Origin of the sequence: Halomonas sp. EF61, assembly GCF_040147045.1 — a bacterium.
GTDB classification, from domain to species: domain Bacteria; phylum Pseudomonadota; class Gammaproteobacteria; order Pseudomonadales; family Halomonadaceae; genus Halomonas; species Halomonas litopenaei.
Window position 1 is genome coordinate 1,287,992 of the sequence record NZ_JAMSHM010000002.1, and the last position, 21,572, is coordinate 1,309,563.

The following is a 21,572-nucleotide window of genomic DNA, read 5'->3' on the forward strand; positions in this document are numbered from 1 at the left end:
GCGCCGTTGTCGGGGCGACTCCCGCCCCTGTCGGGCGCGGCACCCACCGCATCCGGCCGAGCACCGACCTGGGATCGGCCTCGGCCGTTGTCAGCCAAAGCCCCACCGGCCGTCGGTTTCGGCACCCTGGCGGCAGGTGGGTCATTCCTCCATGTCTTGACGCTCGCCCGCTCGGGTTAGACCTTGGTAGACTGCGCTCCGCCTGCCCCAGGTCAACCAAGCCCCTGGTCAACGAGACCCGCGTCCAGCCCAGAATGGAGTCGCCCATGGCTGACACTCGCAATGAAGCCGTTCCCCATCCGTCCATCGCCAGCCGCATCGGGCTGGTGCTGGGTCCGCTGTTGTTGATCGCCACCCTGGTGCTGCCCCCGCCCGGCGACATGTCCCAGGCCGCCTGGGGCTGCGTCGGCATGGCACTGCTGATGGCCAGCTGGTGGTCCACCGAGGCGATCCCGATCCCGGTGACCTCGCTGATCCCCCTGGTGCTGGCTCCGGCGGTGGGCATCGGCAGCATCAAGGAAGTCGCGGCCAGCTACGCCAACCCGATCATCTATCTGTTCCTCGGCGGCTTCCTGCTCGGTATCGCGATGCAGACCTGGAACCTGCACAAGCGTATCGCCCTGCACGTGCTGAAGGTCGTCGGCAGCGAGCCCAAGCGCCAGATCGCCGGGTTCATGATCGCCACCGGCTTTCTCAGCATGTGGGTGTCCAACACCGCCACCTCGATCATGATGCTGCCCATCGGCATCTCTGTGCTGAGCCTGCTCGAGGATTCCGACCCTGATGAGCTGCGCCGCTTTGCCACCGCGCTGCTGCTGGGCATCGCCTATTCGGCCAGCATCGGTGGTGTGGCGACCCTGATCGGCACGCCGCCCAACGCCCTGCTGGCCGGCTATCTGGCCGATGACCGCGGCATCGACCTGGGCTTCGCCCAGTGGATGCTGGTCGGGGTACCGATCAGTGTGGTGATGATGTCGCTGACCTGGTGGTGGCTGTCCCGCGGCGGCTTCTCGCTGAAGGTCGGCAAGGGTGAAAGCGACAACCTGATCAAGGACCAGCTCGCCGAGATGGGCCCGATGAGTGCCGCCGAACGCCGTGTCGGCCTGCTGTTTCTGGCCGCGGCGGCGCTGTGGATCCTGCGCCCGCTGCTCAATGACATGGGCGCCTCCTGGTTGTCCGACACCACCATCGCCATCGTCGCCGGCATGGCGCTGTTCCTGATTCCTTCCGGCCGTCGTTCCGGCGAGGCGCTGATGGTGTGGGAAGACGCGGTGAAGCTGCCCTGGGGCATCCTTCTGCTGTTCGGCGGCGGCCTGGCGCTGGCCGGCGCAATCAGCAAGTCGGGGCTGGCCGAGTGGATCGCCAACCAGCTGTCGATCCTCGGTGCCCTGCCGGTGCTGGCGATCATCGGCGGCGTGGTGCTGGTCATCATCTTCCTCACCGAGGTGACATCCAACACCGCCACCGCGGCGGCCTTCCTGCCGCTGCTCGGCGCCCTGGCGCTGTCGCTGGATCTGCCGGTGATGCTGATCACCGTGCCGGCCGCCATCGCCGCCAGCTGCGCCTTCATGATGCCGGTGGCCACACCGCCCAACGCCATCGTCTTCGGCACCGGTCACATGAAGATCCAGTCGATGATTCGTGCCGGCTTTGCCCTCAACCTGATCAGTACAGTGGTGGTGACGCTGATGGCCTACGGTCTGATCCTGCTGCTGTGGTAGCCACCCCGATGGCCCCTGGTCGTCGACCCGACTGCGCTGCTCACTTCGCGGATGGCCGACACGGGCTGACGCCCATGGCGTGGTCGTGACAGAAGATCGACGCCGTTTCCTGACGTGGCGGTCAGGAAACGGTATCCTTGTGCGCCTTTGGCATCCTTCATCCCGCCTGACGACTTGCGAATTCCCATGCAGCGCGCCGACTTTCATTTCGAGCTCCCTGAAGAGCTGATCGCCCGTTACCCGTCCGACGTTCGCAGCGACTGCCGCCTGCTGTGCGTCGACGGCGCCAGCGGACACCTCGACCACCGCCGCTTTCCGGACCTTGAGCAGTTGCTCGAGCCCGGCGACCTGCTGGTGTTCAACGACACCCGCGTGATCCCCGCCCGCCTGCACGGCCACAAGGCCAGCGGCGGCAAGGTGGAAATGCTGCTCGAACGGCCGCTGGACGCCCATCGGGGGCTGGTCCATCTGCGTTCGAGCAAGTCACCCAAGCCCGGCACCGAGCTTCACTTCGAGGGCGGCATCCAGGCAGTGGTCGAAGGCCGCCGCGACGCCCTGTTCGAGCTGCGCTTTCTCGGCGATACTCCGATGATCGCGCTGCTGGAGCGCCACGGCCATATGCCGCTGCCGCCGTATATCACCCGGGACGACGAGCTGTCCGACCGCGAGCGCTACCAGACCGTCTACGCCCGCCGCGACGGGGCGGTGGCCGCGCCGACCGCCGGTCTGCACTTCGACGAGCCGCTGCTCGAGCGGCTGGCCGAGCGAGGCGTCGAGTCCGCCTACGTGACCCTGCACGTGGGCGCCGGTACCTTCCAGCCGGTGCGCGTCGACAATATCCAGGAGCACCACATGCACAGCGAATGGATCGAGGTGGGTGACCAGGCCTGCGCCCAGGTGCGCGCGGCCAAGGCTCGCGGCAACAAGGTCATCGCCGTCGGCACCACCAGCGTGCGCTGCCTGGAGACCGCCAGCCAGTCGGGCGAGATCGCGCCCTTCTCCGGCGACACCGACATCTTTATCTACCCGGGCTACGAGTGGCGCTGCGTGGACGCCCTGATCACCAACTTCCATCTGCCGGAATCGACCCTGCTGATGCTGGTGTCTTCCTTCTCCGGCTACGACACCGTGATGAAGGCTTACCGCGAGGCGGTAAAGGAACGCTACGCCTTCTTCAGCTACGGCGACGCCATGCTGCTGACGCCGGCACGCTGACCCTATTTGCCAGGCGGTGGCTGCTCGGCCGAGCGGTCCACCGTCGTCAGGCTCGAATCAACGCCCCCAAGGGGCACGGAGAGACCCATGCGCGAGCAATGCTTCATGCGCTTCGACAAGCTGGCCGAGGACGGCCGGGCCCGCCGAGGTCGCATCACCTTTCCCCGCGGCACTATCGAGACCCCGACCTTCATGCCGGTGGGCACCTACGGCACGGTCAAGGGCATGACCCCGGCCTCGGTGGAAGAGATCGGCGCCGAGATCATCCTCGGCAACACCTTTCACCTGTGGCTGCGCCCCGGCACCGAGGTCATCGAGGCCCACGGCGACCTGCACGACTTCGCCCAGTGGCACAAGCCGATCCTCACCGACTCCGGCGGCTTCCAGGTGTTCTCGCTGGGCGAGACGCGCAAGATCACCGAGCAGGGCGTGCACTTCCGCTCGCCGGTGGACGGCTCCAAGGTGTTCATGGGACCGGAAGAGTCGATGGCGGTGCAGCGCTCGCTGGGCTCCGACATCGTCATGATCTTCGACGAGTGCACCCCTTACCCCGCGACCCACGACGAGGCGCGCCGTTCGATGGAGATGTCGCTGCGCTGGGCCCAGCGCTCCCGCGATGCCCACGGCGACTCACCGTCGGCGCTGTTCGGCATTATCCAGGGCGGCATGTACCCGGATCTGCGTGAGGCTTCGCTCAAGGGCCTCGGCGACATCGGCTTCGATGGCTACGCCATCGGCGGGCTGTCGGTGGGCGAGCCCAAGGAAGAGATGATCAAGGTGCTCGACTATCTGCCCGAGTGGATGCCGGCGGACAAGCCGCGCTATCTGATGGGCGTCGGCAAGCCCGAGGATCTGGTCGAAGGGGTACGCCGCGGGGTCGACATGTTCGACTGTGTGATGCCCACCCGCAACGCCCGCAACGGCCACCTGTTCACCGCCGAGGGCACGGTCAAGATCCGCAACGCCAAGCATCGTCACGACACCCGCCCGCTGGAAGATGACTGTGACTGCTACACCTGTCAGAACTTCTCGCGGGGCTATCTGCACCACCTGGACCGCTGCGGCGAGATGCTCGGATCGATGCTCAACACGATCCATAATCTGCGTCACTATCAGCGTGTCATGGCCGGTTTGCGCGGTGCTATCGAAGCGGGTACATTGGCTGACTTCGTGGAAGGGTTCTATGCCAGGCGTGGCCTGCCGGTTCCCCCCGCCCCGAATTGATGACCCGGTCGGCAGCCGCCGGCCGTCTGACTCCCTTTTCCCCACGACTTCAGGAGACCGTCGTACATGTTGGACTTCTTCATCTCCCCGGCCCTGGCCCAGGATGCTGGCGCTGCCGCCGGTGGTGGTATCGCCCAAATCGTGATGCTGGTCGGCTTCGTGCTGATCTTCTACTTCCTGCTGTGGCGTCCCCAGGCCAAGCGCGCCAAGCAGCACAAGCAGCTGATCGCTGGCCTGTCCAAGGGTGACGAGATCGTCATCGGCGGTGGTCTGATGGGCCGCATCACCCGGGTCAGCGACGACAGCGAGTTCCTCGCCATGGAAATCAGCGAAGGCACCGAAGTCAGCGTGCAGAAGAACGCCGTGGCCGCCGTGCTGCCCAAGGGCACTATCAAGTCCATCTGATTGGTGTCATTCCCCTTCGGCCCTGTGCGCCGAAGGGGGCCCCATGCTGACGCGGGGGGAGCCGATCGGTCGGCTGTCGCGCGTTGGCGAGGCAGCCGCACCCTTCGCTTTGGAAAGTCCCCGGAGCACCTCTCGAGCGCCCCCGGCTTTCCCTTATTTGTCAGCAACCTGAGGGCAGAGCCCCGATGCTCAATCGTTACCCTTTATGGAAGTACCTGCTGATCCTGGTGGTACTTCTTGTCGGCCTGGTCTACTCCCTTCCCAATCTGTTTCCCGAAGACCCAGCGGTCCAGATCAGCAGTGATCGTGGCGAGCTGAGTTTCAGCCAGTCCCAGCAGCAGAGCCTCGAACAGGCCCTGGCCGAGGCGGACATCGACGTCAAGACGGTGGAACAGGAGCCCAACAGCCTGCTGATCCGGCTGAACGACGCCGAGGACCAGATTCCCGCCCGTGACCTGATCGCCCAGCAGCTCGGCGATGACTATGTGGTCGCGCTGAACCTGGCAGAGTCCACCCCCGAGTGGCTGTCTTCGCTGGCGGCCTCGCCCATGACCCTTGGTCTGGACCTGCGTGGCGGTGTGCACTTCCTTTTGGAAGTGGACATGGAAGCGGCGGTCAATCAGCGTCTCGAGGTCAACGCCAGCGCCATGCGCGAGACCCTGCGTGAAGAACGCATCCGCTACCGCAACACCGAGATCGACGGCCGCACCATCTCGCTGGACTTCATGAACGCCGAGGACCGCGACGCTGCCGAGACGCTGATTCGCCGCGAGTTCCCCGACTTCCAGTACCAGGACGTCGAGCGTGAACGCGGCGCCAGCCTGGCGATGACCCTGACCGACGCGTCCGTGGACGAGATCCAGGACTACGCGATCAACCAGAACCTGACCACCCTGCGCAACCGCGTCAACGAGCTCGGCGTGGCCGAACCGCTGGTACAGCGCCAGGGCCCGGATCGCATCGTGGTCGAGCTGCCCGGCGTGCAGGACACCGCCGCCGCCAAGCGTATCGTCGGCGCCACCGCCAACCTGGAGTTCCGCCTGGAGGCGCGCACCGACACCCCGTCCAACGAGACCGAGGCGCTGTCCTTCCGCAACGAGCCCGGACGCACCGCCGACCTGATGCGCGACGTCATCATCACCGGCGACAGCGTGTCCAGCGCCAGCCGCGGCTTCGACGAGAACGGTCGCCCCCAGGTCAACATCAACCTGGACGGCACCGGCGGCACCCTGATGAACCGCGCCACTCGCACCAACATCGGTCGCAACATGGCGGTGGTGTTCATCGAGCACAAGACCCGTGACCGTACGGTGATGGAGGACGGTGAGCAGGTAACCGTGCGTGATCCCTACACCGAACGCGGCATCATCAGCCTGGCCACCATCCAGAGCGCGCTGGGCAACAGCTTCCGCATCACCGGGCTGGAATCGCCCACCGAAGCCGGCGAGCTGGCACTGCTGCTGCGCTCCGGTTCTCTGGCGGCACCGATCTACTTCGCCCAGGAACGCACCATCGGCCCGAGCCTCGGCGCCGACAATATCGAGCGCGGCATGCTCTCGGTACAGATCGGCCTGCTGCTGGTCGTGCTGTTCATGTTGATCCGCTACAAGGTGTTCGGCGTCATCGCCAACATCGCCCTGGCGTTGAACCTGACCCTGCTGGTCGCCGCCATGTCGATGCTCGGCGCCACCCTGACGCTGCCTGGTATCGCCGGTATCGTATTGACGCTGGGCATGGCGGTCGATGCCAACGTGCTGATCTTCGAGCGTATTCGTGAGGAGCTGCGCACAGGACTGTCGGTGCAGCAGGCGATCCACGCCGGCTACGAGCGCGCCTTCAGCTCCATCGTCGACGCCAACATCACCACCCTGCTGGTGGCATTGATCCTGTTCTCCATCGGTACCGGCCCGGTCAAGGGCTTCGCCGTCACCCTGTCGCTGGGCATCCTGACCTCGATGTTCACCGCCCTGCTGGTGACCCGTGCCATGGTCAATCTGATCTACGGCGGCAAGCCGGTGAAGAAGCTATGGATCTAAGCCCATGTCCACTTGCACACAACGGGGAGAGGGTATGAAACGCCTCACCAACCTGAATCTCGACTTCATGGGCCAGCGCAAGATCGCCTTTGCCATATCGGCGATCCTGATCCTGGTCTCACTGGTGTCGCTGGTGGTGCAGGGCCTGGCCCTGGGCCTCGACTTCACCGGCGGCACCCTGGTCGAAGTCCGCTACGCCACCGCCCCGGCGCTGGACAGCGTGCGCGGCGCCCTCGAGGGAGCCGGCTTCAATGACATCTCGGTACAGACCTTCGGCGCCGCCAATGAGGTGCTGATTCGTCTGCAGCAGACCTTCGAGGCCAACGTCGGCGACCAGGTCGTGGGCCTGCTGGCCCAGGGCGGCGCCCAGGTGGACCTGGTGCGTGCCGAATTCGTCGGTGCCCAGGTCGGCGGTCAACTGCGTGACCAGAGCGGTCTCGGCATGCTCGTCGCCCTCGGCGTGGTCATGCTCTACGTGGCCTTCCGCTTCCAGTACAAGTTCGCCATCGGCGCACTGCTGGCACTGGTCCATGACGTGATCATCGTGGTCGGCGCCTTCTCGCTGTTCCAGATGGAGTTCGACCTGACGGTGCTGGCCGCCGTGCTGGCGGTGATCGGCTACTCGCTCAACGACACCATCGTGGTCTATGACCGTATCCGCGAGAATATCCGCAAGTCGCGTATCGACGACATGCCGGCGATCTTCAACGAGGCGATCAACCAGACCCTGTCCCGCACCCTGGCGACCTCCGGCACCACCCTGCTGGTACTGCTGGCGCTGGCCTGGCTCGGTGGCGACATGATCCACAACTTCTCGGTGGCCCTGCTGATCGGTATCGGCGTGGGTACCTTCTCGTCGATCTACGTGGCGGCGGCCCTGCTGATCCAGCTCAAGCTTCAGCGCCGCGACCTGATCCCGGAGAAGAAGGAAGACGCCGAGGAAGAGCAGCTGCCCTGATATCACCGCAACTGCCCCTCGAGGCCCCGTCGTGGATCATCCGCGGCGGGGCCTCTTGCTTTCCGAGGTCGGTGCACGATCACGGCGAGCCGGCACCGCTGTCGGCGGCCTCTCAGTTCACTTCGAAAACCATGCAGCAACGCGAGATAGGTCGTTTCCTTCCAGAAAATGCCCGCCGTCACTTGCCCTGGCCAGCGCCCCCTTTCATGCTTGTCATCCACCCCATTAAAACGTGACGAGGCCGCATGTTCCTGCTGATCGCCTTTGCCGTACTGTCCATCGGCGCCTCCTTCCTGTGTTCGGTACTGGAAGCGGCCATCCTGTCGCTGACACCGAGCTATATCGCCCAGGTCCAGGAGACCAACGAGCCGCTGCACAAGAAGCTGAACGCCCTCAAGCGAGATATCGATCGCCCGCTGGCGGCTATCCTGACGCTCAACACCATCGCCCACACCGTTGGCGCCACCGGCGTCGGCGCCCAGGTCGCGGTGGTCTTCGGCGAGGCCTGGCTGGGCGTCGCCTCGGCGGTGATGACGCTGGCCATCCTGATCCTCTCGGAGATCATTCCCAAGACCATCGGCGCCACCTTCTGGCGCCAGCTGTCGCCCTGGCTGCCGCCCATCCTCAACACCCTGATCCTGCTCCTCAAGCCATTCATCTGGATGTCCGAACAGATCACCCAGCGCATCGGCGGCAATGCCGCCGACACCGACATGCGTGGCGAGATCAAGGCGCTGGCACGTATCGGCCTGGACGAGAAGGCACTGGACCAGGACGAAGCCAGAACCATCACCAACATCCTCAACCTTCACGAGATCAAGATCAGCAAGGTGATGACGCCAAGAACCGTGTGCGTCACGGTGCGCCCATCGATGACCGTGGCCCAGTTCGAACAGGAACTGGTGCGCTCGCCGTTCACCCGCTTTCCGGTGATGGACGGTGGCGAACAGGCCATCGGCTATGTGCACAAGGCCGACGCCTACCAGGCGGATGAATCCGTGGACATGAAGGAGATCATGCAGGACGCCCCCTCGGTACAGGCCGACGACAGCGTCGAGCACGTCTTCACCATGATGCTCAGGGATCGTCAGCATCTGGCGGTGGTGTATGACGACCATGGCACCTGGGTGGGCCTGATCACCATGGAGGATGTGATCGAGACGGTACTCGGCCAGGATATCGTCGACGAGACCGACAACGTCACCAATATGCGCAAGTACGCCAAGCAGCGCTGGACCCAGCGTCGACAAGGCAGGTCAGCCAAGACAGACTCCGGCGACCCGGCCAGCCAGGGTTCCTGAACCCAGCGCCAGGGAGCGTTCGCCAGTACGCAACGCAACGTAGCACGGCGACGCTCCCCCTTTGCCCGAGCATTTGCGATAACATCTCCATTGAAAATGATTATCAATGGAGAAAGCATGTACAAGCCTCTCGCCATCGCCACCCTGCTCAGCGTCACTGCCCAGGCCTGGGCGCAACCGGTGCCGGAAAGGGTCGCCGCCCTCGACTACGCGGCCCTGGACATCCTCGACAACCTGGCGCAGCGCGAGCGTATCGCCGGTGTCGCCCAGGCAACGCTTCCCGACTATCTGTCCGACTATGCCGACGACGCTTTCACCGACGTGGGCACCCTCAAGGTCGCCGACATGGAAGTCCTTGAGTCGCTGTCACCCGACGCCATCCTGATCAGCGGGCGCCTGGAAGCCGAACGCGAAAATCTGGAAGCTCTTGCCCCTGTCTACGCCGTGGCGACCGAGGGCGAGGACGCCTGGGACCAGCTCGAACATCGGGTCGACGATCTGGCTGCGCTGTTCGATGCACAGCAAGCGGGTGAGCAGGCGCTTGCGGACCTGCGCCAGGCGCTCGATCAGCAGTTGGCCGAGATCAACGGGACGCCGAAGGTACTGGTGGTCGTCCACAACGACGGAAAGCTTATCGTCCAGCACAACGCCGTCGTGCATGACCTGATGGGACTGGCCTCGCCTGAACTTCCCGAGAACGTCGAGAGCGTGACGCGTGGTGAGCGTACCTTCACGCCGCTGACGCCGGCGCAGATCGCCGCCACCCAGCCCGACCTGGTGTGGGTGGTGGACCGCAGCGCCGCCATCGGCCAGACGCCTCTCGATGTCGAGGCGCTGACGCAGGCCGTCGGTGACGATCTGGCGATCGCCGTCGGCTCGCCGCGACTCTGGTATCTGGCCGGCCAGGGCCTGGACAGCACCCGCCTCCAGGTCGAAGAGGTGGTGGCCGCGCTGGCGCCCTGACCAGGGTCACACCGAACTCACTGCACCAACAACGAATGACGCCCCCGCGGCCAGGCCGCGGGGGCGTCGTCGTTGGCGGGGCCAAAGCCGCACCGGCTCTCCACAGCGGCCATCCGACGCCCCCGTCCAACCGCCATGAATCGCCCCCTCCAGCGGCCGAATAACCGCTACCTCCTGGGAGGTATGGCGCACCAGGGCATGCCATCTAGCCTTAAATGGCATACCAGACAACCCACCAGGCATGCCGAAGGCGACGTACACCATGACCTCTCATCTGCTTCAGGACATCGCCCCCCAGACTCCGCTGTCGGATCCGCTCTCCCCGGCCGCAGCACAGAGCGCCGTGATCGAGCTTGAAGGGACTCGCCTGGTCGCCGTTACCACCCTACCGGAGCGTGCGAGAGGCGCCATCGGCAAGCGGGAAACCGCGATCTTTCGCCAGGCCATCGCCACGGCCAGCGAACATCGCCTGCCGCTGATGATGCTGATCGACTCCGCCGGTGCCAAGGTCGACGAAGGCGTGGCGGTACAGGGCGACTTGCGTGCCCTGATAGGAGACCTGCTGGTCGGACGCCAGCGCATCCCCGGGGTCCTGGCGGTGCTGGGGCACAATACCTTCGGCGGTGCCAGCCTGGTGGCCATGTGCGCCGACCAGCGTCTCTACACGCCAGCCAACCGTCTGGCGATGAGCGGACCTCGCCTGCTGTATGCCCGCAATCTCCACCAGCACCGAGTGGACGCCGTCATCTCGGCGGTGTCCCGACTCAGGCGCGATCCCGCCGGCCATGCCACCAGCGGGATACCGACAGCGCTGCGCAACGACATCGCCAGGTGGCTCGCCTCGTCACGTCGAATCGAGCTCAATGGCGGTTCCGCTACTGAATCCGTCGCCACCTTGCCGTCAGCTCGGGTAAGCCGGTCGCAGCAGGAGCAGCACGCTTGGATCACCTGCCACGGAAGCGCCCCGCCGGATCATCGGGATCTTGCAGACCTTGCTCAGGCAATCCAGCGCCTCCCCGCTGGGCTTTCGCTGATACTGCGCTGCCAGTGGAGCTGCCACAGCCTGAGGGCCATCGATGAAGCCAGGCTACAGAGCCTGGCGCTGGTGCGTCTGGCCAGCACCATCGAGTACCGAGTGCGCTCGGGTGCCGCCGTTGAGCTGGTGATCGATGGTGAACTCTCGGGTGGCATCTATCTCGCCCTCGCCGCCTGCGCAAGCCAGGTGAGACTCACCGCCAGAGGACGCGTTCGCAGCCTGCCCTCACGGGTGGCCGCGCTGATCACGCCTAGAGGCGATCATCCACAAGCCAGCGCCGAACACCTCCACGCGCTTGGCATCATCGACACCCTGGAGGCCTGGGATGAACACTGAGGCCAGCTGCCGCAACGTCTTTCGGATGTTTCAGGATGTCGCCGAGCGGGTGGGGCATGGACCCCTGCTGACCACAGCGCCATTCAACAGGGCCACCAGCGGGGCTTCCAACAGAGCCACCAGCGGGGCTTCCAACAGAGCCTCCAGCGAGCCTTCCACCACCCTGTCCTACGCCGACGCCATGACCCAGAGTGCCCGCCTGGCCCGTGCCCTGACAGCGCTCGGTGTCAGGCCGGGGGATCGCGTCGCCGCCCAGGTCGACAAGTCCCCGCAAGCCTTGCTGCTGTACCTGGCGGTGTTGCGTCAGGGCGCCATCCATCTGCCACTCAATACCGCCTATACCGCCACCGAGATCGCCTATTTTCTGAGTGACGCCGCGCCGGTGCTCTATATCGCCTCCTGCGCGTGCATGGCCGCCAACGAAGAAGCCTTGAACCGCCACCCCGGTATCCAGCGGCTCACCCTGGAGGCGGACGGCTCGGGCAGTTTGATGACACTCGTGTCGGAGCAGGCCGAGCGCCACCGTATCGAGCCTCGTCGAGGCGACGACGTCGCCCTGATTCTCTACACCTCCGGCACCACCGGCAGCCCCAAGGGGGCGATGCTCACCCACGCCAACCTGGCCAGCAATGCCAGGGCGCTGACCCGACTCTGGGAGTTCGGCTCAAGCGACGTGCTGATCCACGCCCTGCCGCTGTTTCATGCCCACGGCCTGGTCATCGCCACCCACTGCGTGCTGCTGTCCGGCAGTCGCATGCACCTGCTGCCGCGCTTCGATGCCGATACCGTGGTTCACCTGCTGCCCGAAGCCACGGTGATGATGGGCGTCCCTACCTACTACAGCCGGCTGCTGGAGCACCCTGATCTCAGCGCCGCGGCCACCTCGGGGATGCGTCTTTTCGTCTCGGGCTCCGCGCCCCTGAGCGAGGCCACCGCCCGGCGCTTTCACGCCTTGACCGGGCACACCATCCTGGAGCGCTACGGCATGACCGAGGCCACCATCATCAGCTCCAACCCGGTAGTGGGCGAACGGCGCCTCGGCTCGGTGGGCCTCCCCATCGAGGGCGTCAGACTCAGGATCACCGATGACCACGACACCCCGCTCGCCAGCGGCAACGTCGGACACCTCCAGATCAAAGGCCCTGCCGTGATGAAGGGCTACTGGCGGCAGCCACAGAAGACCCGCCAGGAGTTCACCCCTGACGGCTGGTTTCGCACCGGCGACAACGGCCGTATCGATGAGGATGGCTACCTGACCATCGTTGGTCGCAGCAAGGATGTGATCATCAGCGGGGGCTACAACGTCTACCCGGGCGAGGTCGAAGCGCTGCTGGACGCCATGGAGGAGGTCAGCGAATCCGCGGTGATCGGGCTGCCCCACGCCGACTTCGGCGAAGCGGTGACCGCCGTGGTGGTTGCCGCCAATGACGTCACCCCGGACGAAGATGCCATTCGCCGCCGTCTGCGCGATGTACTGGCCGCCTACAAGGTTCCCAAGCGGGTACTGGTGGCCGACGACCTGCCACGCAACACCATGGGCAAGGTGATCAAGGCCGAGCTCAGGGACACCCATCGAACCCTCTACCTTGGCCGCTCGGCCGAAGGTGCCTCATGAATCCCTTCCTCCGGCTGTGCCGCACCCTGGGCGATGCCGGCTTTTTCGCCGCCCTGCTGATCATGGTGTTCCTGGTCGCTTCGATCATCTGGGAGGTCATCAGTCGATACCTGCTGGGGGCTCCCACCGTCTGGGTCACCGAGGTCTCGGGCTATCTGGTCTCCGGCATCCTGTTCATGGCCATCGCCCGGGTCTATCGGGAAGGCGGTCATGCCCGCATGTCGCTGCTGGAGGGACGGCTGTCGATCGCCGCCCAGAACCGTCTGGGGCTGGTCGTCGACGGCTGCACCCTGGTGTTCGCGGCCTTCGCCTTCTGGGCCACCCTGGAACTCGCTCTCCTGTCCTATCAGCTCAACTGGCGGTCCTCGACCACCCTGGCGGTACCGCTGTATCTGCCCCAGGCGCTGATGCCGGCGGGCTCCGCGATCTTTGTGCTGGAACTGATCGCTCAGATCCACCAGAAGCTGGCGCACTTCAAGGCGCCCGCCACCGACGAGGACGGACCCACGCCATGATGATTTTCAGCGTCGCCCTGAGTCTGGCCATTCTGTTGATCCTTGGCGTCCCCGTGGCCTTCGCCCTGGGGCTCGCGGCCCTGGTGGGCATCATCTACCAGGGTGGCCTGGCCGCCAGCCTGGCCATGTCCGACATCATCTGGGGCACTACCTCGGAGTTCGTGCTGGTGGCCATACCGCTGTTCGTGCTGATGAGCGAGATCGTCAACGTTTCCGGGGTGGGCCGCGACCTGTTCGAAAGCGTCGACAAGTGGCTGGGACGCCTGCCCGGCGGCATCGCCATCAGTGCCATCGTCGCCGGCGCGATCTTCGGTGCGGTCAGCGGCACCGCCGTCGGCGTCGCGGCAGTCATCGGCAGCGTCGCCATCCCGGAGATGCTCAAGCGCCACTACAGTCCCGAAATGGCCACCGGCACCGTCGCCGCCAGTTCGGGGCTCGGCATGATCATTCCTCCGAGCCTGCCGCTGATCATGTATGGCGTGGTCACCGAAACCTCGATCGCCGAGCTGTTTTCCCACGCCATTGTGCCGGGGCTGGTGATCACCGCGCTGTTCGCCTCTTACGTCTGCGTCGTCCAGGGCCTGTCAGGCAAACGGGCGCCGACGATCGGTTTTGCCGCCGATCTGGGCTGGATCAGGTCACTGCTCCAGGCCGGCCCGGTCATCGCCCTGATCGTGGTGGTCATCGGCAGCATCTATCACGGTATCGCCACCCCTACCGAAGCGGCCGCCATTGGCGTCGGCGGCGCACTGATCATTGCCCTCGGGCGCAGGGGCCTGACGCGAAAGAGCCTGACCACGGCGCTGATCAAGGCCACCCGCACCAGTTGCATGCTGCTCGCCATCCTGGCCTCGGCGATGCTGTTCAGCTATGCGCTGAGCAACGCCCAGCTACCCCAGCAGCTTGCCAGAGTGGTGGTGGAGGCCGAACTCGGCGCCTGGACCTTCTTCCTGCTGGTCATGCTGATGCTGTTCGTTCTCGGCACCCTGCTCGATGCCATCTCGTTGGTCATCATCGCCGTGCCCATCGTCTTTCCTGCGATCCTCGCCTACGGCTTCGACCCCGTCTGGTTTGGCGTGGTGGTGATGGTCAACATGTGCTTCGCGGTGATCACCCCCCCCATCGGCCTGTGCCTCTACGTGGTCAGGGACTGTGTCGAGGGCATCCGGATCAGTCAGGTGGTGCGCGGCGCCCTGCCGTTCATCGCCCTCTACGTCGTATCCATCGTCATCCTGTGCGCATTTCCCGAACTGGTCACCGGTCGCTGACCCAGTGATGTCCCGCCCCTTGCGACCGAGCTTACGTCCGAGCTCCGCCGGACCTTCCTCAAGAGGACAACAAGATGAAATACTCCCTCTCCCGCCGTCGCTTCATTGCATCCGCGTCCGCCACCCCGTCCCCTACCCTGGCCATCGCCCTGACGACGGCCCTGGTCGCCGGACTGCTCACCACGACGACGACCCAGGCCGCGGAAACCCTGCGTCTGGGCCACTACTTTCCCGCCGAGGACTTCCGCGGGCGTACCACCCAATACCTGGCCGACCAGCTCGACCCGACACTGCTCGAAATCGATGTCTTCCCCTCGGAATCCCTGGTCAAGGGACGCGACGGTCTGATGGGCACGGCACGCGGCACCGTAGATCTGTACAGCCTGTTCGGCGGCTACGTGGTGGGTACCGTGGGCATGATGAAGATCTTCACCGTGCCGTTTCCGCCCGACTCCCTGGACGACGCCGACGTGCTGGCCTTCGCCAACGACCCGCGCGTGCTCGAACCGCTGGGCGAAGCCTTTGCCGCCTCCCAGGTCAAGCTGCTGGGGTTCATCAACTCCTCCGGGCAGACCACGCTGTTCCTGGCCGAGTCAATCGACGGTCTGGACCAACTCGAAGGTCGCAAGATCCGTGGCGTGGGCGGCTACACCGACCCGGCGCTCGAAGACCTTGGCGCCACCGTGGTGTTCATGAGTGCCGCCGAGCAGTTTCTGCAGCTTCAGACCGGCGGCGTCGATGGTGTGATCACCACCGATTCCTCCTACGTCAATCTCGGGCTCTCCGAGGTCGCCCCAGTAGTGCTTGCGAGCTCGATGGTGCGCACGCCCTATCCGCTCATCATGAACCTGCGCAAGTACAATGGACTGAGCCAGGACGCTCGCGACGAACTCCATCGGGCGGTCGAGGCCACCATCGAGTGGTCGAGCGCCAACTTCACCGAGGAGTCCGAACGTCTTCGCCAGGCGGTCGATGAACAGGCCGAGACGGTGTACACCTTCAGCGAGGAGGATCTGGCGCTTGCCGACAGCCTTCGCGACAAGTACCTGTCGGCGTATATCGAGGAGTTCGGCGAGTCCGCCGGTGCGCTGGTGGAGGTCTACCGCAGCTATCTCCAGTAATCTCGACCGCGGCATCCGGCAAGACGACGTCCGGGTGCCGCCCTCCGTCCACGTGTCTACTGCAGGGACCGCTCGATGGCATCGCCCACCAGGACTACCGAACACATTCGCCAGCAGCTTGAGGATCGCATCCTGCGGGGCAGCTATCCGCCGGGACACCGGCTGAACGAGCGCGACCTGGCCGCCGAGTTCGCGGTCTCTCGTACTCCCGTCCGCGAGGTCATTCGGATGCTCACCTCCGAGGGCCTGGTCGAACACCGGGCCAACCAGGGCGCCTTCGTCCGGCGCAATTCGCTCAAGGATATTCTCGACATGTTCGAGATGCTGGCGCTGCTGGAGTCCTCCGCCGCCAGGCTCGCCGCGCGCCAGAGCACCGCCGATGACATTCCCCCATTGCTGCAGGCGGCCCAGGAAACCATCGACACCGCGGCAATCACCGCCGAACGTTACACCAGCGCCAACAGGGCGTTCCACGAAGCGATCTATCGCCTGGCCGCCAACGAGACCCTGGCCGGCCAGATCACCGACATCCGACGCAAGATCGAGCCCTATCGCGGGCACATCCACCGCATCGCCGGCATGCGCAGCATGTCGGCCGAGGAGCATCTCGAAATCGTCTCGGCCATCGCCGACAAGCGTGAGGGAGCGGCGGCGGATGTGATGTTTCACCACCTGGACATGCAGCGAGCGGAGTTTTCCGGCTTCGTGTTCTCGCTGACCAAGGCGCTGGCCTAGCCCGCGCCATGGCGGCGACCAACGGCCGGCACCACAGACGACAACGCCCCCGCGGCCAGGACGCGGGGGCGTTGCTGTGACGGCGTCACGATCACCGCTCGCTCGCGCGAGCGGTGCCGAATCAGTCCTCTTCGGGCTGACTGGGCGCCGTGTGCACGTGGGGCGCAAGCTGCTTGATCAGCGCCTTGAACAGGCGCGGGTTGGCGGCCATCAGGGCGCCTTCGATACGCACCGAGGGCTGGCCATCCGGTGTGCCGATCAGGGCACCGGACTCCTTGAGCAGCAGCGAACCGATGTCTAGGTCCTGCTCCTCGACTCCCAGCACGAAGGCGGCGTCGGCACGACCGGCGGCCAGACGGGCCATGTCGAGCAGGCCACAGGCGCTGGCTTGAAGCTGTTCGGCCTGGGGGCCGAGCTGCTGCACCAGGGTCAGGTAGGTCGGCAGAAAACGCGAGCGCAGGTAGGTATCGGGAAGCCCCAGCGACAGGCGGGCGCCAGCGGCGCTCTTGATCTTGGACACACGCAGACGCTTGCCATTGAGCTGGGCGCCACGGCCACGGCTGGCAAGGTATTCGTCATCGCTGAAGGGGCAGATCACCACCGCGTGCTCCGGACGGCCCTTGATCAGACATACCACGGACAGGGCGAACTCAGGGGACGCCACACTCAGGTTCGAGTAACCGTGGAAGGGTTCGATGCGCCACAGGATATCCGCGCCTTCGCCTTCACCGGCACGGTGGGGCGTGTAGCGACCGACGACCCCGTGCTGGGGATAACCGCGGGTCAGCTGGCGGGTAATCAGGGATTCGGCGTTGCGAGCGGTGTCCTCGAGTAGACGGTCGAGGTTGTGCTCGTCGTGGGCATTCTCGATTCGTTCGCGAATGCGCAGAAACTGTTCGCCGGCGCTGCGGGCAGCGCGCAGGGCGTACTGGACCATCGGATGCATGATCGGGCCTTGGGAGTCGGTGGTGTTAAAGAACGGAGTCGACGTGGGTAACTGACTCGGCGCGAATCCTAGCAGACCACGGGCATGAATGCCACGCACTTCGCCCCAGCGCGCATCTACCCATGCTAGACTGGCGCCCCTGGCGCTGCCGACCGGTCCGCCATCAGCGCCATTGCATCGGTGACCGAAGACGTCACCGCATCGGTCATTGAATAGACCACTGCACCAACCACCGCATCAACCCGCCGCGTCGTTACAGGATCTTCCATGCTCGAGCGCATTCGCATCGTTCTCATCGGCACCAGCCACCCCGGCAATATCGGCGCCACCGCCCGCGCCATGCACAATATGGGACTCGCCGATCTGGCCCTGGTCGCACCACGCTGCGAGGTCATCACCGCCGACAGTGTGTCCCGCGCCTCCGGGGCAGATGCCCTGGTCCACGACGCTCGGGTGGTCGACAGCCTCGAGCAGGCGGTCACCGACTGCACCCTGGTGGTGGGAGCCAGCGCGCGCTCGCGCACCTTGCCCTGGCCGATGATCACCCCGCGTGAGCTGGGCGAGCGTCTGCCCGCCGAGCTGGCCACGCCCGAGGCCCGCATCGCGCTGGTCTTCGGCCGCGAGGACAGCGGCCTGTCCAACGCCGAACTGCAACGCTGCCACGCCCACGTCCACATCCCCACCAATCCCGACTTCAGCTCGCTGAACCTGGCCGCGGCGGTGCAGGTGCTGGCCTACGAATGCCGCCTTGCCTGGCTGGCCCAGGCCCAGACCCAGACCCAGACCCAGACCCATGCCCAGACCCAGCCAGGCCCGGCACAGGACGAAGAGGAAGAAGCGCAGCCACTGGCCAGCCACGAGGAGCTGGAGCACTATTTCGCTCATCTGGAACGCGCGCTGATCACCATCGGCTTCCACGACCCGGCGAAGCCTCGCCAATTGATGGCCAGGCTGCGCCGAGTGACCCTGCGCTCGCGCCCCGAACGCATGGAGCTCAACATCCTGCGTGGCATCCTCAGCGCCACCGAGAAGGCCGCAGGCGGCCAGGCGCTGGGCGCCCGGGGTAGCGAGCCGGAATTACAGCGAGAACATGACACGCATCCGGGCCAGAAGCCGGCCCAGGACTAGCCCGAACCGACAACAGAACCAACAGCAGAACCAACAGCAGGATCAGCGCCAGGCCGGCGGCTCTGGAGCGACACGGCGTCCACCTTCGAGCCGCTGAGCTTAACCAGATCACTGACTCGACAGGTGGCAGGCTTGAATGGCCCACCACCAGCCCCCACTATGATTCTCTTGACCGACTCAGGGACCGCCGCATGTTTCAACGCCTACGCGAAGACATCAACAGCGTATTTGCCAGGGATCCGGCGGCGCGCAACTTTCTTGAAGTCCTGACCAACTATCCTGGCCTTCACGCATTGCTGCTGCACCGGATCTCCCACCAGCTGTGGAAGCGCAATCTCAAATGGATCGCGCGCACCCTGTCGACGCTGGGCCGCTGGTTCACCGGCATCGAGATTCACCCCGGCGCCACCATCGGCCGGCGCTTCTTCATCGACCACGGCATGGGAGTGGTGATCGGCGAGACCACCATCGTCGGCGACGATGTCACCCTCTACCAGGGCGTGACCCTGGGCGGCACCAGCTGGAACAAGGGCAAGCGTCACCCGACCCTGGAGGACGGCGTGATCGTCGGCGCCGGCGCCAAGATTCTCGGCCCCTTCACCGTCGGTGCTGGCGCCAAGGTCGGCTCCAACGCGGTGGTCACCAAGGAAGTCCCGGCCGGCGCCACCGTGGTCGGCATCCCCGGCAAGATCGTCCAGCGCCGCGACCCGGACAGCGACCCGGGCCTCGAGGTCGACCCGGCCCGTCGCGAGGCGATGTGCCAGAAATTCGGCTTCGACGCCTACGGCATGAGCCAGGACATGCCCGACCCGGTGGCCAAGTCGATGCAGGCCATGCTCGACCATATGCACGCGGTGGATGAACGCATCAGCGGCATGTGCAAGACCCTGAGGCAACTGGACCACAGCTACCGCGACGGTCAGATGCCGGAAATTCGCGACGAGGACTTCGCCGAGATACTGGAAGACGTCGACCGCGCCTGTGCGCCGGTGATCGGGCGTGACGCCAACGCCGATATCCTGGGCTCCGACACCGCCACAGGCAACGAAAGCGCCAGCGGCAATGAAGACGTCGGGCCAGGCACCTCCGACCAAGGCACCTCCGACCAAGGCACCTCCGACCCAGGCACCACCGACAAGGACAGTGCCGGCGGCAGCGAGACGGCCAATGACGCCGAGCACGGGGCCGAGCGGGAAGACGAGGCGACGACGGCACGGCGCCAATAGTTGACCACGACACTCGGTCTTTCCCATAATATCGCTTTGATCCAAGCGTCGTCGGCTACCGACCACGCCCACACTTTCCGGACCGCCGACCCATGTCGGCGTCGAGGGTTCGCCCCATGCGCCTGACCACCAAGGGACGCTACGCTGTCACCGCCATGCTCGACATGGCGGTCAACGCCGACCAGGGCCCGATCTGCCTGGCCGACATCGCCCGGCGTCAGCAGATCTCGCTGTCCTACCTCGAGCAGCTGTTCGCCCGCCTGCGGCGCGCCGGCCTGGTCGACAGCGTGCGCGGGCCAGGCGGTGGCTACCTGCTGGCGGAGCCGGCAGCGTCCATCTCGGTGGCCCGGGTCATCGATGCGGTCAAGGAGTCGGTGGACACCACCCGCTGTGGCGGTCTGTCCGACTGCCAGAAGGGCGACACCTGCCTGACCCATCACCTGTGGTTCGAGCTGTCCGAGCGCATCCAGGACTTCCTCGACGGCGTCACCCTGGGCGAGCTGGCCGAGCGCCAGGAGATCGCCGAGATCGCCGGGCGTCAGCGCCGTCGCCAGCACAACGACGACATTGTGACCTCGGCGCCCTGAGCTAGACTTTCGCCCCTCTGCCCGCCAACGATGACATCGCCATGACTTCACCCGTCTATCTCGACTACGCCGCTACCACCCCGGTCGACCCCCGTGTCGCCGAGGTCATGAGTCGGCATCTGACCCTCGAGGGCACCTTCGCCAACCCGGCGTCGCGCAGCCATATGCCCGGCTGGCTGGCCGAGCAGGCGGTGGAAAACGGCCGGCGCCAGGTCGCCGACCTGATCAATGCCGACCCGCGAGAGATCGTCTGGACCAGCGGCGCCACCGAGGCGGACAATCTGGCCATTACCGGCTTCCTCAGGGCCAACCGCGACAAGGGCCGCCACCTGGTCACCTCCATCATCGAGCACAAGGCGGTCATCGATACCGCCAAGGCGGCAGAGCGAGAGGGCTTTGACGTCACCTGGCTGACGCCCCAGGCCGACGGAAGCGTCAGCCCTGGCCAGCTGGCCGAGGCCATGCGCCCCGACACCGTGCTGGTATCGCTGATGGCGGTGAACAACGAACTCGGCACCATCAATGACATCGCCGCCCTGGCCGAGGTGGCCCATGACCACGGCGCCATGATCCACGTCGACGCGGCCCAGGCGGTGGGCCGCATCGACCTCGACGTGGGGCGAAGCAAGGTCGACATGATGTCGCTGTCCGGCCACAAGGCCTATGGCCCCAAGGGCATCGGCGCGCTCTATGTGCGGCGTAGCCCCGATCTTCGTCTCGAGGCGCTGATCCACGGCGGCGGCCACGAACGCAGCATGCGTTCCGGCACCCTGGCGACCCACCAGATCGCCGGCATGGGCGAGGCCTTCGCGCTGGCGGCGAACGAAGGCGAGGCCGATCAGGCACGTATCCAGAGCCTGCGGGATCGCCTGCTCGAGGCCATCGCCGATCTCGACGGCGTGCACTGCAACACCCGCCTCGAGGCCTCGGTGCCCAACATCATCAACCTCGGCTTCGAGGGCGTCGACGGCGAGTCGCTGCTGATGGCGCTGCGCGACATCGCCCTGTCGACCGGGTCGGCGTGCAACTCGGCCAGCGTCGAACCGTCCTACGTGCTCCAGGGCATCGGGGTGCCGCGCCGCCTGGCGCTGGCCTCGCTGCGCCTGAGCATCGGACGCTTCACCAGCGAAGACGACATCGACCGCGCAGGCCAGGCCCTGCGCACCGCGCTGATTGGCCTGCGCCAGCGCGCCATGCCGTGAGGCCTGAGCCCCGCGCCATGCCTTGAGAACATCA

The 21,572-nt window shown here is 65.6% G+C and carries 18 protein-coding genes and 1 pseudogene; 18 read left to right on the plus strand and 1 reads right to left on the minus strand.

Features of this window, described 5'->3' with window-relative positions; translation table 11 throughout:
• The first annotated feature begins 266 nt into the window (after positions 1 to 266).
• The 14 genes from NFI08_RS14615 to NFI08_RS14680 all read left to right on the plus strand — a co-directional run bounded on the left by NFI08_RS14615 (position 267) and on the right by NFI08_RS14680 (position 16,449).
• Positions 267 to 1,721: an SLC13 family permease gene (locus NFI08_RS14615; protein ID WP_045992764.1), complete on the plus strand. Its 1,455-nt coding sequence runs from the start codon at positions 267 to 269 to the stop codon at positions 1,719 to 1,721.
• A gap of 186 nt (positions 1,722 to 1,907) precedes the next feature.
• Positions 1,908 to 2,936 carry a tRNA preQ1(34) S-adenosylmethionine ribosyltransferase-isomerase QueA gene (gene queA / locus NFI08_RS14620; RefSeq protein ID WP_124804912.1) on the plus strand — a complete coding sequence of 343 codons (1,029 nt, stop codon included), beginning with the start codon at positions 1,908 to 1,910 and terminating at the stop codon, positions 2,934 to 2,936.
• A gap of 105 nt (positions 2,937 to 3,041) precedes the next feature.
• Complete coding sequence (tgt, locus tag NFI08_RS14625; RefSeq protein ID WP_441319075.1) at positions 3,042 to 4,160, plus strand: tRNA guanosine(34) transglycosylase Tgt; 1,119 nt, start codon at positions 3,042 to 3,044, stop codon at positions 4,158 to 4,160.
• 66 nt (positions 4,161 to 4,226) lie between these two features.
• Positions 4,227 to 4,565, plus strand: coding sequence for a preprotein translocase subunit YajC (gene yajC, locus NFI08_RS14630; protein ID WP_045992761.1), 339 nt, complete (start codon positions 4,227 to 4,229; stop codon positions 4,563 to 4,565).
• Positions 4,566 to 4,750: 185 nt separating this feature from the next.
• Positions 4,751 to 6,601 (plus strand): protein translocase subunit SecD, encoded by a 1,851-nt coding sequence (secD, locus tag NFI08_RS14635; protein ID WP_108131253.1) that lies wholly within the window; start codon positions 4,751 to 4,753, stop codon positions 6,599 to 6,601.
• 34 nt (positions 6,602 to 6,635) lie between these two features.
• The gene (secF, locus tag NFI08_RS14640; RefSeq protein WP_349590205.1) at positions 6,636 to 7,559 is read left to right on the plus strand and encodes a protein translocase subunit SecF; all 924 of its coding nucleotides are present in this window, start codon (positions 6,636 to 6,638) and stop codon (positions 7,557 to 7,559) included.
• Positions 7,560 to 7,804: 245 nt separating this feature from the next.
• Positions 7,805 to 8,860, plus strand: coding sequence for a CNNM domain-containing protein (locus tag NFI08_RS14645; RefSeq protein WP_222515670.1), 1,056 nt, complete (start codon positions 7,805 to 7,807; stop codon positions 8,858 to 8,860).
• A 117-nt stretch (positions 8,861 to 8,977) separates the two neighbouring features.
• Positions 8,978 to 9,823, plus strand: a complete 846-nt coding sequence (locus tag NFI08_RS14650) for an ABC transporter substrate-binding protein (protein WP_348815322.1) — start codon at positions 8,978 to 8,980, stop codon at positions 9,821 to 9,823.
• A 262-nt stretch (positions 9,824 to 10,085) separates the two neighbouring features.
• Entirely contained in the window at positions 10,086 to 11,195 is a 1,110-nt protein-coding gene (locus NFI08_RS14655; protein WP_349590209.1) for a hypothetical protein, read from the plus strand.
• Complete coding sequence (locus NFI08_RS14660) at positions 11,185 to 12,810, plus strand: AMP-binding protein (RefSeq protein WP_349590212.1); 1,626 nt, start codon at positions 11,185 to 11,187, stop codon at positions 12,808 to 12,810. Before NFI08_RS14655 ends, NFI08_RS14660 begins: the two co-directional genes overlap by 11 nt.
• Complete coding sequence (locus NFI08_RS14665) at positions 12,807 to 13,325, plus strand: TRAP transporter small permease subunit (RefSeq protein ID WP_349590215.1); 519 nt, start codon at positions 12,807 to 12,809, stop codon at positions 13,323 to 13,325. Before NFI08_RS14660 ends, NFI08_RS14665 begins: the two co-directional genes overlap by 4 nt.
• A complete protein-coding gene (locus NFI08_RS14670) occupies positions 13,322 to 14,593 on the plus strand; it encodes a TRAP transporter large permease (RefSeq protein ID WP_349590218.1) in 1,272 nt (423 codons plus the stop codon). The genes NFI08_RS14665 and NFI08_RS14670 overlap by 4 nt, the downstream gene beginning before the upstream one ends.
• Before the next feature lie 74 nt (positions 14,594 to 14,667).
• Positions 14,668 to 15,714: a TRAP transporter substrate-binding protein gene (locus tag NFI08_RS14675; RefSeq protein ID WP_108448520.1), complete on the plus strand. Its 1,047-nt coding sequence runs from the start codon at positions 14,668 to 14,670 to the stop codon at positions 15,712 to 15,714.
• A gap of 75 nt (positions 15,715 to 15,789) precedes the next feature.
• The gene (locus tag NFI08_RS14680) at positions 15,790 to 16,449 is read left to right on the plus strand and encodes a GntR family transcriptional regulator (RefSeq protein ID WP_045992752.1); all 660 of its coding nucleotides are present in this window, start codon (positions 15,790 to 15,792) and stop codon (positions 16,447 to 16,449) included.
• A gap of 121 nt (positions 16,450 to 16,570) precedes the next feature.
• On the opposite strand, the gene NFI08_RS14685 is transcribed toward NFI08_RS14680, so the two are convergent.
• A complete protein-coding gene (locus NFI08_RS14685) occupies positions 16,571 to 17,395 on the minus strand; it encodes an inositol monophosphatase family protein (protein ID WP_045992751.1) in 825 nt (274 codons plus the stop codon).
• A gap of 267 nt (positions 17,396 to 17,662) precedes the next feature.
• Between NFI08_RS14685 and NFI08_RS14690 the strand changes: the two genes are divergently transcribed.
• The 4 genes and pseudogenes from NFI08_RS14690 to NFI08_RS14705 all read left to right on the plus strand — a co-directional run bounded on the left by NFI08_RS14690 (position 17,663) and on the right by NFI08_RS14705 (position 21,538).
• Positions 17,663 to 18,523: an RNA methyltransferase gene (locus NFI08_RS14690; RefSeq protein WP_349590223.1), complete on the plus strand. Its 861-nt coding sequence runs from the start codon at positions 17,663 to 17,665 to the stop codon at positions 18,521 to 18,523.
• Positions 18,524 to 18,714: 191 nt separating this feature from the next.
• A pseudogene (gene cysE / locus NFI08_RS14695) lies at positions 18,715 to 19,512 on the plus strand (serine O-acetyltransferase); the annotation flags it as partial.
• Between the two features lie 353 nt (positions 19,513 to 19,865).
• Positions 19,866 to 20,336 carry an Rrf2 family transcriptional regulator gene (locus NFI08_RS14700; RefSeq protein WP_045992750.1) on the plus strand — a complete coding sequence of 157 codons (471 nt, stop codon included), beginning with the start codon at positions 19,866 to 19,868 and terminating at the stop codon, positions 20,334 to 20,336.
• 41 nt (positions 20,337 to 20,377) lie between these two features.
• Positions 20,378 to 21,538 (plus strand): aminotransferase class V-fold PLP-dependent enzyme, encoded by a 1,161-nt coding sequence (locus NFI08_RS14705; protein ID WP_045992749.1) that lies wholly within the window; start codon positions 20,378 to 20,380, stop codon positions 21,536 to 21,538.
• Positions 21,539 to 21,572: the final 34 nt, after the last annotated feature.